The organism is Streptomyces sp. NPDC007917 (genome assembly GCF_042959105.1).
Lineage (GTDB): Bacteria > Actinomycetota > Actinomycetes > Streptomycetales > Streptomycetaceae > Streptomyces.
This window is the reverse complement of record NZ_JBIBKK010000009.1, coordinates 175,671-191,908: the sequence shown is the minus strand read 5'-3', so window position 1 is coordinate 191,908 and position 16,238 is coordinate 175,671. Positions and strand designations below refer to the sequence as shown.

At 72.7% G+C, this 16,238-nt stretch carries 12 protein-coding genes; 7 read left to right on the top strand and 5 right to left on the bottom strand.

The features are described 5' to 3' along the window. Nucleotides 1–3 precede the first annotated feature (3 nt). The 4 genes from ACFZDL_RS20185 to ACFZDL_RS20170 form a co-directional block, all read right to left on the bottom strand. Nucleotides 4–2,694: an ABC transporter substrate-binding protein gene (locus ACFZDL_RS20185; RefSeq protein WP_353587719.1), complete on the bottom strand. Its 2,691-nt coding sequence runs from the start codon at nucleotides 2,692–2,694 to the stop codon at nucleotides 4–6. 182 nt (nucleotides 2,695–2,876) lie between these two features. Then, nucleotides 2,877–4,070 carry an FAD-dependent monooxygenase gene (locus ACFZDL_RS20180; protein ID WP_353587717.1) on the bottom strand — a complete coding sequence of 398 codons (1,194 nt, stop codon included), beginning with the start codon at nucleotides 4,068–4,070 and terminating at the stop codon, nucleotides 2,877–2,879. A 192-nt stretch (nucleotides 4,071–4,262) separates the two neighbouring features. Then, on the bottom strand, nucleotides 4,263–5,903 hold the full coding sequence (locus ACFZDL_RS20175; protein ID WP_353587715.1) for a penicillin-binding transpeptidase domain-containing protein: 1,641 nt from the start codon (nucleotides 5,901–5,903) through the stop codon (nucleotides 4,263–4,265). A 106-nt stretch (nucleotides 5,904–6,009) separates the two neighbouring features. After that, nucleotides 6,010–7,797: a phospholipid carrier-dependent glycosyltransferase gene (locus tag ACFZDL_RS20170; protein WP_353587713.1), complete on the bottom strand. Its 1,788-nt coding sequence runs from the start codon at nucleotides 7,795–7,797 to the stop codon at nucleotides 6,010–6,012. Between the two features lie 108 nt (nucleotides 7,798–7,905). Between ACFZDL_RS20170 and rsmI the strand changes: the two genes are divergently transcribed. The 6 genes from rsmI (at nucleotide 7,906) to ACFZDL_RS20140 (ending at nucleotide 13,704) form a co-directional block, all read left to right on the top strand. Next, the gene (gene rsmI / locus ACFZDL_RS20165; RefSeq protein ID WP_353587711.1) at nucleotides 7,906–8,784 is read left to right on the top strand and encodes a 16S rRNA (cytidine(1402)-2'-O)-methyltransferase; all 879 of its coding nucleotides are present in this window, start codon (nucleotides 7,906–7,908) and stop codon (nucleotides 8,782–8,784) included. A 161-nt stretch (nucleotides 8,785–8,945) separates the two neighbouring features. Further along, complete coding sequence (locus ACFZDL_RS20160; RefSeq protein WP_353587709.1) at nucleotides 8,946–9,383, top strand: hypothetical protein; 438 nt, start codon at nucleotides 8,946–8,948, stop codon at nucleotides 9,381–9,383. 153 nt (nucleotides 9,384–9,536) lie between these two features. After that, nucleotides 9,537–10,469, top strand: a complete 933-nt coding sequence (locus ACFZDL_RS20155) for a TatD family hydrolase (RefSeq protein WP_353587708.1) — start codon at nucleotides 9,537–9,539, stop codon at nucleotides 10,467–10,469. Between the two features lie 93 nt (nucleotides 10,470–10,562). Beyond that, on the top strand, nucleotides 10,563–11,765 hold the full coding sequence (locus ACFZDL_RS20150; protein WP_353587706.1) for a ubiquitin-like domain-containing protein: 1,203 nt from the start codon (nucleotides 10,563–10,565) through the stop codon (nucleotides 11,763–11,765). 21 nt (nucleotides 11,766–11,786) lie between these two features. After that, the gene (rsmA, locus tag ACFZDL_RS20145; RefSeq protein ID WP_353587705.1) at nucleotides 11,787–12,656 is read left to right on the top strand and encodes a 16S rRNA (adenine(1518)-N(6)/adenine(1519)-N(6))-dimethyltransferase RsmA; all 870 of its coding nucleotides are present in this window, start codon (nucleotides 11,787–11,789) and stop codon (nucleotides 12,654–12,656) included. A gap of 115 nt (nucleotides 12,657–12,771) precedes the next feature. Beyond that, a complete protein-coding gene (locus ACFZDL_RS20140) occupies nucleotides 12,772–13,704 on the top strand; it encodes a 4-(cytidine 5'-diphospho)-2-C-methyl-D-erythritol kinase (protein ID WP_353587703.1) in 933 nt (310 codons plus the stop codon). 60 nt (nucleotides 13,705–13,764) lie between these two features. Here ACFZDL_RS20140 and ACFZDL_RS20135 read toward each other — a convergent pair whose 3' ends face one another. Next, nucleotides 13,765–14,193 carry a hypothetical protein gene (locus ACFZDL_RS20135; protein WP_353587701.1) on the bottom strand — a complete coding sequence of 143 codons (429 nt, stop codon included), beginning with the start codon at nucleotides 14,191–14,193 and terminating at the stop codon, nucleotides 13,765–13,767. A 211-nt stretch (nucleotides 14,194–14,404) separates the two neighbouring features. Here ACFZDL_RS20135 and ACFZDL_RS20130 point away from each other — a divergent pair, with 211 nt between their 5' ends. Beyond that, complete coding sequence (locus ACFZDL_RS20130; protein ID WP_353587699.1) at nucleotides 14,405–16,225, top strand: ABC-F family ATP-binding cassette domain-containing protein; 1,821 nt, start codon at nucleotides 14,405–14,407, stop codon at nucleotides 16,223–16,225. Nucleotides 16,226–16,238: the final 13 nt, after the last annotated feature.

Sequence of the window (16,238 nt, the reverse complement as noted above, 5' to 3'; positions counted from 1 at the left end):
CGGCTAATCGGCGACCCCGAGCGACGCGAAGTCGTAACTGCCCCCGTAGATGTGGCTGGTGTAGACGTTGGTCAGCCGGGGACCGCGCCAGGTGTAGTTCTTCTGGAAGATCAGGGGGACATAGCCGGCCGAGTCGGAGACCTTCCGGTTGATCTGCCGGTACATCTCCCTGATCTTCCTGCGGTCCTGCCCGGCGCGCGCCTTGTCGAAGAGGCCGTTGATGGATTTGTCGTCCAGCTGGGTGAAGTTGACATTGCCGGAGGGCAGGATGAAGCGGCCGTCGACCAGGGGCTGGAGAAATCCCTGGGCGGTCGGGAAGTCGGGGAGCCACCGCGCGAGGATGATGCCGTAGCCCTTCTTCTTGACGGTCGAGGGCGAGCCCACGACCTTGTAGTACTCGACGAGGTCGATCTGCTCGATGGTGATGCTGACCCCGATGGACGACAGCGAGGACTGCAGCGCCTCGGCGGCGGAGAGGTCGTCGGCGTTTCCGGCGCGGACCGCGAGGGTGGTCCGGAAGCCGTTCGGCTTGCCGCAGGCCGCCAGTTCCTTCTTCGCCTCGGAGAGATCGGCCCTTCCGTCGTTCTCCAGGACGCCGTACGGATCGTCGGTGGGGTTCGCCCCCTCGATGCCCGGCGGGAGCATGTTGGTGGCGATCTCACCGGCGCCGGGGCCGCCGAGGGCCGTCTGCACGGACCGCCGGTCCGTCCCGTAGATGATCGCCTTGCGGCAGTGGATGTTGTCCAGCGGCTTGACGGTCCGCGGCAGGCCCAGATAGCGGATGCCCATGGTGTACGGGTCGTCCAGGCGGTCCTTGAGGCTGCTGGTCTCGGCCTTGGAGATGGCCGTCTTGGAGAGCGAGGCCGGGGCGAGGTCCAGGTCGTAGGTGCCGTTGAGGAGGTGCTGGCTCCGGGCGTTCTCGTCCGGGAGGATGTCGATCGTGATCCGGTCGGGCAGGGCGCTGCGGATCGGGTCGGAGCTCTGGTTCCACTCGTCGTTGCGGACCAGCTCCAGCGAGTGGTTCGGCTTGTACGAGCCGAACTTGTACGGCCCGGAGGAGAACGGACGCTTCTGGTACTCGGCCTTGGTGTCCTCCGCGCTGGGCACGGGCGAACCGGCCGGCATCGCCAGCATCTGCTCGAAGTCGCTGTTCGGTTCGGCGAGATGGAAGACGATGGTCTGCGCATCGGGGGTTTCTATGGACTTCAGGCCCTTGTCGTCCTTGTAGGGGCCCTTGTACTTCCCGTCGGGGTCGAGGAGCTGCTTGAAGTAGGTCGGGCCGCCGGGGAGCACATCGGCGGCCCAGCCCCGCTCGATGCCGTACTTGACGTCCTCGGAGGTGAGCTCCGAGCCGTCCTCCCAGGTGAGCCCGGAGCGCAGGGTGTAGGTGTACGTCTTGCCGTCCTCGCTCACCTTGGCCTTGCTCGTCGCGAGGTCCGGGGCCAGATCGGAGCCGCCCTTGTCGGGCTTGGGGGCGTAGGTGACCAGCTGACGGGTGAAATAGCGGGAGAAGTTCCACGCGAAGCTGTAATAGCTGCGCTGCGGATCCCAGGAGTCGGCGTCGATCCCGCTGACGAACTTCAGCGTGCCGCCCTTGGTCTTCGACGGGTTGACGACGCCCTTGGTCGCGGCGTTGTACACCGGGTCCGCGAGGGGCTTCCGGGTGCCCGAGGCCGTCGGCGACGGCTTCGGGGCGGCCTTCTTGCCGGAGTCGTCCGTCCAGTTGTTCACCAGGGGGATGCCCGCGGCCAGCAGGCCGCCGGCGACCGCCACCGCCACCGCGGAGCGGATGAGGACACGGCGATTGCCCGGCCCGCCGCTGTCGGGGGCCGGGCCCGGGGCGAAGGCCGTGGGCCAGGCGGGCGGGGCGGACGGCGGCGGAGGGGCGGCGCCGGGCGCTGACGGCGGGAGGGCGGCGCCGGGCGCGTACGGCGGAGCCGGTGGGCCGAAGACGGGCATGGCGGGGGCCGTGTTGCGCGCCAGGGCGATGCCGCTCGCCATGCCGCCGCGGTCGCGCTTGTGCGGCAGCGGCCGTCCCTTGGCGCCCATCGCCGCGTACACCTGGCCGTAGAGGGTGCCCAGGTCGAGCGAGCGCGGCCCGCCCGGCACCCCTTCGTTCAGCAGTCTGAGCAGTTCGCCGGTGAAGGCGGTGTGGGGCTCGCCGGGCGGGGCGAGCGCGAAGCTGCTGTCGGGGACGGCGGCCAGCAGACAGGCGCCGTCGACCGCCGCGCGGTCCATCACCGCCGGGACCCCGTCCACGAAGCCGGGCGTCTCACCGCTGAGGCAGCAGTCGAGCAGCACCGCCCGCCGGTCCGCCGGCCCGTCGGACATGACATCGCGCAGGGTGCCGTACGGCAGCCCCGTATAGGACCGCTGCCGCAGCGACCCGGCGAGGCCGAGCACCAGCTCTCCGCGGCGCGGCTCGACCAGGCCGTGGCCGGCGAAGTACACCAGCAGGGTGTCGGTGGCCTCCTCGGCCGCGTCCCGGACGGCGTCCAGGACCTCGACCGCGTCCCGGGGGTTGTGGATCACCGTGCAGTGCTCGGGCGCGAGCCCCCAGGAGTGCTCGGCGCACAGGGCGGTGGCCAGCGCGCGGAGGTTGCGCTCCACCTGCGGGAGCTGCTCCAGGTGGGCGTAGTGGCTGGTGCCGATCAGCACCGCCCGTGAGGCGGCCGCGGCGGGCAGGCCCGTCACCGCTGCCGCCCCTCGTCCGCCCCGGCGGGCGCGGCGACCGTCCGCCGCCGCCCTCGTCCAGCACCGCTCGCCTCAACGCCGATCCGCAACGGGCCCCCTTTTGAGTGACGACGGCCTCATATTCTGCACTACGCGAGGGAAGCCGGGACGGCCCGGCCAGGGTGCACCCTCGGCGGTTCTCGTCAGTACTCCTTGAGCGTGTAGGAGTTGGCGGCGTCCAGTTCCGTGCGCAGATCGGCGACGAACTTCTCCCCCTCCGCCTCGCCGAGGTCCATGGCGTCCCGGGCGTCCATGGCCGCCCTGTTGGTCAGCGCGAGCTCCTGGTTGGCGGTCACATAGGCGCGCAGCTCCCGCTCGTACGCCGCGAAGGCGGCCTCGTGGTCGCCGTCCGCCGCCTTGAGCTCGCCCGCCAGGACGTACGCGCCGACCAGGGCCATGCTGGTGCCCTGGCCGGACATGGGCGAGCCGCAGTAGCCCGCGTCGCCGAGCAGCGTCACCCGGCCGCGGGACCAGGAGTCCAGGCGGATCTGGGCCATCGAGTCGAAGAGGAAGTCCGGGGCGCCCCACATGTGCTCCAGCAGCCGGGGCATCTCCCAGCGGGCATGCGCGAACTCCCGGGCGATCAGCTGCTTGTGCGCGCGCGGGTCGTCGGTCAGGGACTCGGCGGGCGGCTCGTCCCAGTCGAAGCCGACGTAGACGCGGAGCTCCTGGTTGTCGCGGACGCTCATCACCATCCCGCCCCACAGGTCGGCGCCCATCTTGTAGACGACCTGCCAGCGGTCGAGGCCGAGGAAGTTGGGCGCCGTCCACACGGCCAGCGAGGTGCCGAGGTGGTGCAGACAGTCCTCCTCCGGCCCGAAGGCCAGCCGCCGGGTCCGCGAGTGCAGCCCGTCGGCGCCCACGACCAGGTCGAAGCGGCGCTTCGTACCGCCGCGGAAGACCACCCGCACCCCGTCCGTGTCCTGTTCCAGCCGGTCGACGGAGTCGCCGTAGACGTAACTGATCCCGGCGCCGCCCGCTTCGGCGACGATCGCGGCGAGGTCGTCGCGCAGGATCTCCACGTCGGGGCTGTCGAGGTCGCCGCCGCTGACGGTGCGCTCGGTGGTGCGGAACAGCTCCCGGCCCTCGCCGTCGACCACCGACATCCCCCGCAGGTCGGTGCTCAGGCCGCGGATCCGGTCGAGTACGCCCATACGCTCGGCCACCTCCGGCGCGGGGCCGCGGACATCGATCGCGTGTCCGCCGGGGCGGGGCCCCGCGGCCTGCTCGACGACGGTGACGTCGAATCCGTAGCGGTCCAGCCAGTGGGCGAGCGCGGGCCCGCCGATGCCGGCCCCCGATATCAGAACGCTCTGCTGACGCTTCGTGTGGCGCATGGTGGCTTCCCATCGGTGCATCGAGTGGTTGCTCGGACAACCCGATGCTGGTCCGGGCCGCCGACACGCCCCCGACGCGGCGCCGACACGCGCGCCCGGACGCCGACGCGGCGCCGACACGGCCTTCAGGGGCCGTGCCGGCGCCGCGCCGATCGTTCGTCACATGTGCGTCAGACGGTGGTGCCGCCCGGGTCAGCCCGCGCGCAGCACGGAGGCCACGATCGGCCCCGCCGAGTCACCGCCGTGGCCGCCCTGCGGGACCACGGCCGCCGCCGCGAGGTCGCCGCGGTAGGCGGTGAACCAGCCGTTGGGCTCCTTCTGCCCGTCGACCTCCGCCGAGCCCGTCTTCGCGCCGAAGTCACCGCTCATCCCGGACATCGCCTGGGCGGCGGTCCCCGAGGTGGCGGTCAGCTTCATCAGGCTCTTCAGCTGCTGCCGGGTGCTCGGCTTCAGCGCGCGGGCGGCCTTGGCCAGGGTCCGGCCGTCCAGGGAGGGGGAGACCAGGTAGGGCTGGCGGAAGGTGCCGCCGGCGACGGTCGCCGAGACCGACGCCATGTTGAGCGGGTTCATCCGCACCCCGCCCTGCCCGATCAGCGACGCGCCCTTGGAGGCGGCGGACTGCACCGGCACCGCGCCGTCGAAGGAGGCGATGCCGGTCTGCCAGTTCAGCCCGATGCCGAAGACGTCCCGGGCCTCCTTGGTGAGGTCGTCGTCGTCCAGCTTGGGCGCCTGGCTGATGAAGGCCGTGTTGCAGGAGCGGGCGAAGCTCTGCTCGAAGGTGCCGCCCTTGATCTCGAACTTGTCGTCGTTCTGGAACTTCCAGCCGCCGTACGAGAAGTACTTCGGGCACGGGTGCGGCTTGCCGTAGCCCGCCAGGCCCTTGTCGATGAGCAGCGCCGAGGTGATGACCTTCATGGTCGAGCCGGGCGCGTACGAGCCCTGGAAGGCGGTGTTGAACCCCTGGGCCGGGGAGTTGGCGACCGCCAGGACCTCACCGGTGCTGGGCTTGATCGCCACCACCGCGGCCTTGGACCGCTTTTTGACCGCCTGCTCCGCCGTCGCCTGGAGCTTCGCGTCGATCGTGGTGCGGAGCGTGCCGGCCTTGCCCTTGGAGAGCACCTTCAGCGTCTCGTCGGGGGACTTGGAGCCCTTGGCGCGGGAGATCCAGGTCTCCACGCCCGGCGTGCCGCCCGCCTTCTTGCCGTACCGCTCCCGCAGGCCGTCCAGGATCGCCTTGAGCGTCGGGTGGTCTGCGGGCTTAAGCTCCGCGCCGTCGCGGTCGACGGCCTTGATCGGGGGTGTGCCGGCCGGGCCCGTCATGAGGGCGTCCCCGGCCCCCAGCTTCGGGTGCACGACCGACGGCTTCCAGTCGACGACCGCCGCCCCGCTGGTCTTGTCGCGGGTGACGGTCAGCGAGGATTCATACGTCCAGGGGACCTGCCGCCCGCCGTAGGAGATCCGCGCGTTGACCGTGAACGGCACCGTCCGGCCGGTGGCCTGCCCCGCCGCCAGCGTCACCTTTCCGATGCGGGCCTTGTCACGGTAGGCGGTGAGCGCGGAGCCGGCGGCCTTCTCGTCGTCCGTCAGACCGGCGGCCTTCGCGGGCTGCCCCGCGGACCAGGCGGCCAGGAAGTCCCGGGCCGTGGCCTTGACCTCGGCCGCGCTGGGCGGGCCGGTCTTCACCTTCTTGACCACGGGCTTGTCGTCGCTCGCCCCGGTGTCCGCGCTGTCCTTCGAACCGTCCGAGCCGTCCTGTCCGCCACCGCAACCGGCGACCCCGACCATGGCGGCGAACACCGCACCGATGACCGCGGCTCTCGCGCCACTCCGCATTGCAGAACCCCCACAGTCCCTCGAAGCCCTCCACCGCTCGATGGAGGTCGTGGTCCGGGGCACTCTACCGGCATCGCGGGCGCGGCCTCGGCGCCCGGCAGGCCCCTCAGATCCAGGTGTCGAGCCAGATCCGGGCCCGCCATTGGTCGATCGGCAGCGTCTGTCCTGTGTAGAGGGGGAAGAAGTAGATGAAGTTCCAGATGATGAGCAGCACCAGCACCCCCGCGCCGACCGTGCCCACCACCCGCCGGTTCTCCGAGACCCCCGGCGGCCCCACGAGGGCGCCGACCATCATCGCCACCGCCAGACACAGGAACGGCACGAAGACCACGGCGTAGAAGGAGAAGATCGTCCGCTCCTGGTAGAGGAACCACGGCAGATAGCCCGCCGCCAGCCCGCACAGGATCGCGCCCGCCCGCCAGTCCCGCCGCAGCGCCCACCGGAACAGCAGGTACACCACCGCGAAGCAGGCCGCCCACCACAGCAGCGGGGTGCCGAGCGCCAGCACCTCGCGGGCGCACTTCTCGGTCGCGTCCTTGGGGCAGCCGGCCTCGCCGGGGGACGGGGACTCGTAGAAGTAGGAGACCGGGCGGGACTGGACCAGCCAGCTCCACGGGTTGGACTGGTAGATGTGCGGGTCGTCCAGCTTCACATGGAACTTGTAGACCTCGGTCTCGTAGTGCCACAGGCTGCGCAGCGGGTTCAGCCAGGACCAGAACCCGTGGTCGCTGTAGCCGCCGCCGCCCAGCTTCTCGGGGGTCTCGGCCCAGTGCCGGAAGTAGCCGCTGCCGGTCCAGCCGGTCCGGGCGCTGTAGTGGCCGCTGGTGGTGAACCAGCCCCACCAGGTGGCGAGGTAGGTGACCAACGCCACAGGCACGGTCGCGAGGAAGGCCCACAGGGTGTCGCGGCGCAGCACCGAGCGGAAGGGGCGGCGCGCGCCGGCCGTGCGGCGGGCGCCCATGTCCCACAGGACCGTCATCACGCCGAAGGCCGCCAGCACGTACAGGCCGTTCCACTTGGTGCCGGTCGCGAGCCCCAGACACACCCCGGCGGCGATCCGCCACGGCCGCACGCCGAGCTTCAGCCGCGCGGCGACGTCCGCGTCGGGGCGGGCGGTGCCGTCCGGGCCGGCCGGCAGGGCGGCGGCGAGCCGCGCCCGTGCCTGGTCCCGGTCGATCAGCAGACATCCGAAGGCGGCCAGGACGAAGAACATGACGACGAGGTCGAGCAGCGCGGTGCGGCTCATCACATAGTGCAGGCCGTCCACGGCCAGCAGCAGCCCCGCCAGACACCCCAGGAAGGTGGACCGGAACAGCCGCCGCCCGATCCGGCACAGCATGAGCACCGACGCCGTGCCGAGCAGGGCGACCATGAACCGCCAGCCGAAGGGGGTCAGGCCGAACAGCTGCTCGCCGACCGCGATGACCCACTTGCCCACCGGCGGGTGGACGACGTACCCGGCGGCGTCGCTCAGCGGGATCTGCTGGGGATCCGCGATGATCTTGGCGTTGGCGTTCTTCGGCCAGGTGCCCTCGTAGCCGAGCTGGAGCAGCGCCCAGGCGTCCTTGGCGTAGTACGTCTCGTCGAATATGACCTTGCCGGGGCTGTCCAGACGCCAGAAGCGGAGCAGCCCGGCGAACAGCGCGACCAGCAGCGGCCCGCCCCAGCCGGTCCAGCGGGCGATCCGCGACGCCGCCGCCGGAGCAGCCCCCAGCGCCTCCCACAGCCGGGTCCCCGGCTGTGGGTAGGGGGGCACCAGCCGCTCCCGTACGTCGGACCGCGGCCGGCCCGCGTATCCGAAGCGGCGCAGCCGCCGCTGCCAGGCCGGCGGATGCTGGCCGGCGGCTCGGCCCGGCTGGGCGTGGGTCGCGGTGTCACTCGTCACCCGGCCCATCGTAGGGAAGCGGACTATGAGAGTGGGGAGCGAAGTCGTCCGGCCGGGGATACGGGGCGTGCCTTCGGGGTTCCGGATCCCCGTCGGGGTGCTGCGAGGATGGATCGTGTGACAGGAACGCTGGTACTCGCAGGGACCCCCATCGGCGACACGCGGGACGCGCCCCCGCGGCTGGCCGCCGAGCTCGCGGCCGCCGATGTGGTGGCCGCCGAGGACACCCGGCGGCTGCGCCGCCTCACCCAGGCGCTGGAGGTGCAGCCGAGCGGCCGGGTGGTGTCCTACTTCGAGGGCAACGAGTCGGCCCGTACGCCCGAGCTGGTGGAGGCGCTGGCCCAGGGCGCGCGGGTGCTGCTGGTCACCGACGCGGGCATGCCGTCCGTCTCCGACCCCGGCTTCCGTCTGGTCGCGGCGGCCGTCGAGCGGGGGATCACGGTCACCGCGGTGCCCGGGCCGTCGGCCGTGCTGACCGCGCTGGCGCTGTCCGGGCTGCCGGTGGACCGCTTCTGCTTCGAGGGCTTTCTGCCGCGCAAGGCGGGTGAGCGGCTGGGGCGGCTGCGCGAGGTCGCGGCCGAGCGCCGCACGCTGGTGTACTTCGAGTCGCCGCGCCGCCTGGACGACACGCTGGCCGCCATGGCCGAGGTGTTCGGCGCGGACCGGCGGGCGGCCGTGTGCCGTGAGCTGACCAAGACGTACGAGGAGGTCAGGCGCGGCCCGCTGAAGGAGCTGGCGGCCTGGGCGGCCGAGGGCGTACGGGGCGAGATCACGGTGGTGGTCGAGGGTGCCGCGGCGCCCGGGCCAGGTGAGGCCGACCCGGACGAGCTGGCCCGCCGGGTCGCGGTCCGCGAGGAGGCGGGGGAGCGCCGCAAGGAGGCCATCGCGGCGGTCGCGCAGGAGGCGGGCCTGCCCAAACGGGATGTGTTCGACGCCGTCGTGGCGGCAAAGAACGCGGCAGGAACCGCGCCACGCGAAGGTAAAGGGAAAGGCTGAAAAGCAAAGGTTGGGCCGGGTGGCGGGGGCCTTGTGGCATCCGGCCGCCAAATCTCCCTCAAGAGGTGGAAGGGCAGCTGCACTCCGGGCCGATAAAGGCGTCCACTGTATGTGGGACGTCCAGTCCCGGAAGCCTTGTCCTGCGGACAAGAGGAGTTGCCATGAGCGAAATTGCGGGTACCTCGAGCGGCGTTCGCCCGATAGCCCACACCACCACCGACGCGACGGACGGGGAGGTCGCCCATGAGGCGTACGCCTTCGCGTGCATGAAGTGCGGGCACGGCTGGGAGCAGTCGTACGACATCGAGCACCACGTGGACGCCGAGGGGAGGGCGTTTGTCATCTACTTCACCGACGGCATGCGCGTACGGTCCCCGCTGACCAGCCCCAACTGCCACAACTGCGGCGCCGACCTCGTGCGCATCATGAGGTCCGGCCAGGTCTCGACGGCCCTGCGGAACCTGGGCGGGGAGCCCCGGCGGCGCACCCGACGGGCGGCCGCCGAGGAGTCCGGCGCGACAGCGGCGCCGCGGGAGCCGCGCCGGCACCACTGGCATCTGTCGGATCTGCTGCACCCGTTCCAGAACCACCGGAAGTAAGCCGCAGGGGCACCAGTAGTCGACTACCGGTGATTAACTCACCGGTAGTCGGCCGCCGGTAGTGATTCCGGTCACTCGCATATGAGCCGGATCGTATCCGAACGAGCGCCGGAGCACGATTCTTCGATTTCGCGGGCAAATAGAATCGCGCTCATGGCGCAGTCACAAAACAAAAAGGACCTGCCTCCGCCGCTCCCCGAGCCGCTGCGGGTCCCGGTCGCCGATTCGCACACCCACCTGGACATGCAGTCGGGCACGGTCGAGGAGGCCCTCGCGAAGGCCGCCTCGGTCGGCGTGACCACCCTCATCCAGGTGGGCTGCGACCTCGCCGGGTCGCGCTGGGCGGCGAAGACGGCCGAAGCCCACGAGAACATCTGGGCCACCGTGGCCCTGCACCCCAACGAGGCGCCGCGCATCGTGCACGGAGACCCCGACGGCTGGTCCCGGCAGGGCGCGCGCGAACCCGGCGGCGAGACGGCCCTGGACGCAGCCCTGGAGGAGATCGCGGCCCTGGCCGCACTGCCGCAGGTGCGGGGCGTCGGCGAGACCGGCCTCGACTACTTCCGCACCGGCCCCGAGGGCATCGCCGCCCAGGAGCGGTCCTTCCGCGGCCACATCGCCATCGCCAAGCGGTACGGCAAGGCGCTGGTCATCCACGACCGCGAGGCGCACGAGGACGTGCTGCGGGTGCTGGCCGAGGAGGGCGCGCCCGAGACCGTCGTCTTCCACTGCTACTCCGGCGACGCCGCCATGGCGGAGATCTGCGCGGAGCGCGGCTACCACATGTCCTTCGCGGGCAACGTCACCTTCAAGAACGCCACCCCGCTGCGCGAAGCCCTCGCCGTCGCCCCCCTCGACCTGCTGCTGGTCGAGACCGACGCGCCCTTCCTCACCCCCGCCCCGTACCGCGGACGGCCTAACGCCCCGTACCTCGTTCCGCTCACCCTGCGGGCCATGGCCGAGGTCAAGGGCGTCCCCGAGGACACCCTCGCGGCCGCCGTCGCGGCCAACACCGCGCGGGTTTTCGGCTACGGCGCGCCGGTTTCCGGCGCCGGCGAGCCCGGGGAAGGGCGTCACGTACAGTAATCGTACCACTTTGGAGAGTGGCCGCCGCTCCGCTACAGTCCCGGGACTCATGCCCTGACCAGTGGACTTGTGGAGTGTTGCCGGAGTGTTGTCGTGAGCCGTACGCAAGGCGGCCGCCGTGTCGCGGGCAGTCACCGCGGCACGGGCGGCCGGGCCGCCGCCCGCCGAGCCGCGCGCCGCGGACGGCGCGCTGCCGCCCGGCCCGAGCAGCTGCGCCGGCTGCTGCCCCAGGCGCTGGTGGTCGCCGCGCTGGCCGGCGGCACCTCCGCCTTCGTGGCCGAGGACAAGGCCGTACGGCTCAGCGTCGACGGCAGGGACCGCACCCTGCACACCTACGCCGAGGACGTCGCCGAACTCCTCGCGGACGAGGGCGTGCCCGTCGGCGCCCACGACCTCGTCGCCCCGGCGCCCCGAGCGGCCCTCGTCAGCGGCGACCGGATCGCCGTCCACTACGGCCGCCCGGTCACCCTCACCATCGACGGAGAACGCCGCCGGGTGTGGACCACCGCCCACACCGTGGACGGCGCCCTGCGCCAGCTCGGGGTGCGCGCCGAGGGCGCCCACCTCTCCGCGTCGCGCTCGGCCGCGATCTCGCGGCGCGGCCTGGATTTGGACGTACGGACCGTACGCACCGTCACCTTCATGGCCGACGGGCGCGAACACACCCTCCGCACCAGCGCGGCCACCGTCGCCGACGCCCTGGCGGAGGCCGGGATCGCCCTGCACGACCAGGACACCACCTCCGTGCCCGAGGAGAGCTTCCCGCGCGACGGCCAGACCATCTCGGTCATGCGGATCAGGGGCCGCGAGGAGGTGCGCGACCGGGCCATCCCCTTCCCGACCTTCCGCCACGCGGACCCCACCCTCCTCCAGGGCGCCGAGCTGGTGGCGGCCGCGGGCGAGCCGGGCCTGGAGCGCACCACCTACCTGGTGCGCACCGTCAACGGCGTGCGCCAGCGGCCCAGGAAGCTCAGGACCCGCGTGGTGCGCGAGCCCGTGGCGCGCGTCGTGCGGGTCGGCACCAAGCCCCGGCTGCCGCTGTCCGTGGCCGGCGCGGACGCGCTGGACTGGCAGGCCATGGCCCGCTGCGAATCCGGCGGGCGGCCGGACGCGGTCGACGCCTCCGGCCGGTACGGCGGGCTGTACCAGCTCGACCAGGACACCTGGCACGACCTGGGCGGGCAGGGGCGCCCGCAGGACGCGCCCGCCACGGAGCAGACGTACCGCGCGAAGAAGCTGTACGTACAGCGGGGGGCGAGCCCCTGGCCGCACTGCGGCCACCGGCTGAGCCCGTAGCCGTATCGGTAAACTCAACCGGTGAGCTCCACCGACGCAGGCGCCCTGCTGGGCCCCGCCGACATCCGCGAACTGGCCGCCCGGCTCGGCGTACGCCCCACCAAGCAGCGCGGCCAGAACTTCGTCATCGACGCCAACACCGTCCGCCGGATCGTCCGCACCGCCGACGTCCGGCCCGACGACGTGGTCGTCGAGGTCGGCCCGGGACTCGGCTCGCTGACCCTGGCCCTCCTGGAGGCCGCCGACCGGGTCACCGCCGTCGAGATCGACGACGTGCTCGCCGCGGCGCTGCCCTCGACGGTCCAGGAGCGGCTGCCCGGCCGCGCCGACCGCTTCGCGCTCGTCCACTCCGACGCCCTGCACATCACCGGGCTGCCCGGGCCCGCGCCCACCGCGCTGGTCGCCAACCTCCCGTACAACGTCGCGGTGCCGGTGCTGCTGCACATGCTCGACCGCTTCCCCACCATCGAGCGGACCCTCGTCATGGTCCAGGCCGAGGTCGCCGACCGGCTCGCGGCCGCGCCCGGCTCCAAGGTGTACGGCGTGCCGTCGGTGAAAGCCGCCTGGTACGCCGAGGTCAAACGCGCCGGGGCGATCGGCCGCAACGTCTTCTGGCCCGCGCCGAACGTCGACTCCGGCCTCGTCTCCCTCGTCCGCCGCCCCGCCCCGCCCCGCACCACCGCCACCAAGGCCCAGGTCTTCGCGGTGATCGACGCGGCCTTCGCACAGCGCCGCAAGACGCTCCGGGCGGCCCTCGCCGGCTGGGCCGGCTCCGCGGCGGCGGCGGAGGCCGCGCTGACGGCGGCCGGGATATCGCCCCAGGCGCGGGGCGAGGCGCTGACGGTGGAGGAGTTCGCGGCCATCGCGGAGCGCGGGCCCGCGGCCGGATAGGCCCCTGGCCGGGCGGCCCCGCCGCGCGGGCCGCGGGCGGGACAATGGGCGCGGCGCCATGACCGACGAACAGTGCGCCGAAGCGTGCGCCGACCAGTCCGAGGAGACCCCAGCCGTGACCCGATCCGTGACCGTCCGCGTGCCCGCGAAGGTCAATGTCCAGCTCGCGGTCGGCGGCCTTCGGCCGGACGGCTTCCACGACCTGGCCAACGTCTTCCTCGCGGTGGGGCTGTACGACGAGGTCACCGCCACCCCGGCCGACGACCTGCGGATCACCGTCTCCGGCACGGACGCGGGCGGTGTGCCGCTCGACCGCGGCAACCTCGCCGCCCGCGCCGCCCTCGCGCTGGCCGAGCGGCACGGCGTCCAGCCGCGGGTCCACCTCCACATCGCCAAGGACATCCCCGTGGCCGGCGGCATGGCGGGCGGCAGCGCGGACGCCGCCGGGGCGCTGGTGGCGTGCGACGCGCTGTGGGGGACGGCGGCCCCCCGGGCCGAACTGCTGGAGATCTGCGCCGAGCTGGGCAGCGATGTGCCGTTCAGCCTGGTCGGCGGGGCGGCCCTGGGCCGGGGCCGGGGCGAGCTGCTGACCCCGCTGGAGACCGGCTCCACCTTCCACTGGGCGTTCGCCGTCGCCGAGGGAGGCCTGTCCACCCCCGCCGTCTACCGCGAGTGCGACCGGCTGCGCGCCGCCGACGGCCAGGGGGCCACGGTGGACGACGTACCCGACCCCGAGCCGTCCCCGGCCCTCCTGGAGGCGCTGCGCACCGGGGACGCCGCCGCGCTGGCCGCGGCCGTGACCAATGACCTGCAGCCCGCCGCGCTGTCCCTGCGGCCCGCCCTGGCCGACACCCTGCGCGCGGGCACCGACGCGGGCGCCCTCGCCGCACTGGTCTCCGGCTCCGGCCCGACCTGCGCGTTCCTCGCCAAGGACGCGGAGGAGGCCGCCGCCGTCGCCAAGGCCCTGGCCGCCTCGGGCACCTGCCGTGCCGTACGGGTGGCCACGGGGCCGGCGGCGGGGGCGGCCGTCGTGCGCTCGGAGGGCTGATCGGACGGGGGAGGGGCGCCACCCTCTGATGGCGTCCCCCTCACCCCCCGGCGAGCGGGTTCAGCGGATGATCAGCAGGTTCACCAGCCAGGCGATGCCGAGCGCCACCAGCGAGGCGCCCCACACCGCGCGGCCGAGCAGACGGCGGGAGAAGGCCCCCCAGGTGCCGGCCAGCGCGGCGACCAGCGAGGTGTAGACGGCGATGTAGACGACGGTGTCCTGGCCGCCGTCGGTGCAGACGAAACGGGTGTCGTCGACACCGCAGCCCGACGCGGCGGACATCGTGGTCATGGGCAGGAACATGAGCGTCAGCCCCGCGGCGAGCCACACCACCCCGACCGCCACCGCCCGGATGACCCGCGCTCTGCTGTCCGCCCGCCGCTGCGCGGCGGCCCGCTCCGCCTCGACCGCCCTTGCCCGGGCCAGCTCCTGCTCCCGGTCCGCCTCGACCGTGCCCGCACCGGCCCACAGGCTCCTCGCATGATCCATGACCAAGGACGCTAGGAGCGAGATCACCCGCGGGGCATCCGTACGGATACTCAGACGGGATACCTACCGCCATGTACTCACCGCGCCGCTGTGCCCGCGGCGGAGCCGCCGATGTCACAGCGGCGGCTCCGCCGCGGGCACACCGGCGCGCCCGTACCGCTTCGCGCGGCGACTACCCTGGGATGCCGATCGATCCGTGTACAGGAGTGTGATGGCCACCAACTTGGTCAACGTCGAAGCCGTCGGCAAGGTGTACGGCACCCGGGCGCTGCTCGACGGTGTCTCCCTCGGGGTGAACGAGGGCGACCGGATCGGCGTCGTCGGCCGCAACGGGGACGGCAAGACCACCCTGATCCGGATCCTCGCCAAGCTGGAGCCCGCCGACACCGGCCGCGTCACCCACTCCGGGGACCTGCGGCTCGGCGTGCTCACCCAGCACGACTCGCTCGACCCCGCGGCCACCATCCGCCACGAGGTCATCGGCGATCTCGCCGACCACGAGTGGGCGGGCAACGCCAAGATCCGGGACGTGCTGACCGGGCTGTTCGGCGCGCTCGACCTGCCGGGCTTCCCCCAGGGCCTGGACACCGTCATCGGCCCGCTCTCCGGCGGCGAGCGCCGCCGGATCGCGCTCGCCAAGCTGCTGATCGCCGAGCAGGACCTGATCGTCCTGGACGAGCCGACCAACCACCTCGACGTCGAGGGCATCTCCTGGCTGGCCGGCCATCTGCGGGCGCGGCGCTCGGCGTTGGTGGTGGTCACCCACGACCGCTGGTTCCTGGACCAGGTCTGCACCCGGATGTGGGATGTGCAGCGCGGTGCGGTGCACGAGTACGAGGGCGGCTACAGCGACTATGTGTTCGCCCGCGCCGAGCGGGAGCGCATCGCCGCCAGCGAGGAGGCCAAGCGGCAGAACCTGGTCCGCAAGGAGCTGGCCTGGCTGCGCCGCGGCGCCCCCGCCCGTACCAGTAAGCCCCGCTTCCGCATCGAGGCGGCGAACGCGCTGATCGCGGACGTGCCGCCGCCCCGCGACTCCGCGGAGCTGATGAAGTTCGCGAACTCGCGCCTCGGCAAGACCGTCTTCGACCTGGAGGACGTGACCGTCCAGGCGGGCCCGAAGGTGCTGCTAAAGCATCTGACCTGGCAGCTGGGGCCCGGCGACCGGATCGGCCTGGTCGGTGTGAACGGCGCGGGGAAGACCTCGCTGCTGCGGGCGATGGCGGACGCGGCCACCAGCGACGGCGAGCGGCAGCCGGCGGCCGGCCGGGTGGTGGTCGGCCGGACCGTCAAGCTGGCGTATCTCTCCCAGGAGGTCGCGGAGCTGGACCCGGCCTGGCGGGTGCTGGAGGCCGTGGAGCAGGTGCGCCAGCGGGTGGACCTGGGCAAGGGGCGGGAGATGACCGCCTCGCAGCTGTGCGAGAAGTTCGGCTTCACCAAGGAGAAGCAGTGGACGCCGGTCGGCGACCTCTCCGGCGGCGAGCGGCGCCGGCTGCAGGTGCTGCGGCTGCTGATGGACGAGCCGAACGTGCTGTTCCTCGACGAGCCGACGAACGACCTCGACATCGAGACGCTGACCCAGCTGGAGGACCTGCTCGACGGCTGGCCGGGCTCGCTCGTGGTGATCAGCCACGACCGGTACTTCATCGAGCGGACGACCGACCGGGTCCTCGCGCTGCTGGGCGACGCGACCCTGCGGATGCTGCCGCGCGGCGTCGACGAGTACCTGGAGCGGCGGCAGCGGGCGCAAGGCCCGGCGCCGGCGGCCGCGGCGCCCGGACGGCAGAAGGCCACGGAACAGCCGGGCCCGGGGCAGAAGTCGGCGGCCGAGCAGCGCGCCGCGAAGAAGGAGCTGCAGAAGATCGAGCGGCGCCTGGACCGCATCGGCGAGCAGGAGGCGGAGCTGCACGAGCGGATCGCCGCGCACGCCACGGACTTCACGAAGGTCGCGGAGCTCGACGCGCGGCTGCGGGAGTTGACGGGCGAGCGGGAGGAACTGGAGACCCGCTGGCTGGAACTCGCCGAGGACGTCTAGCGGGCACGGGGTG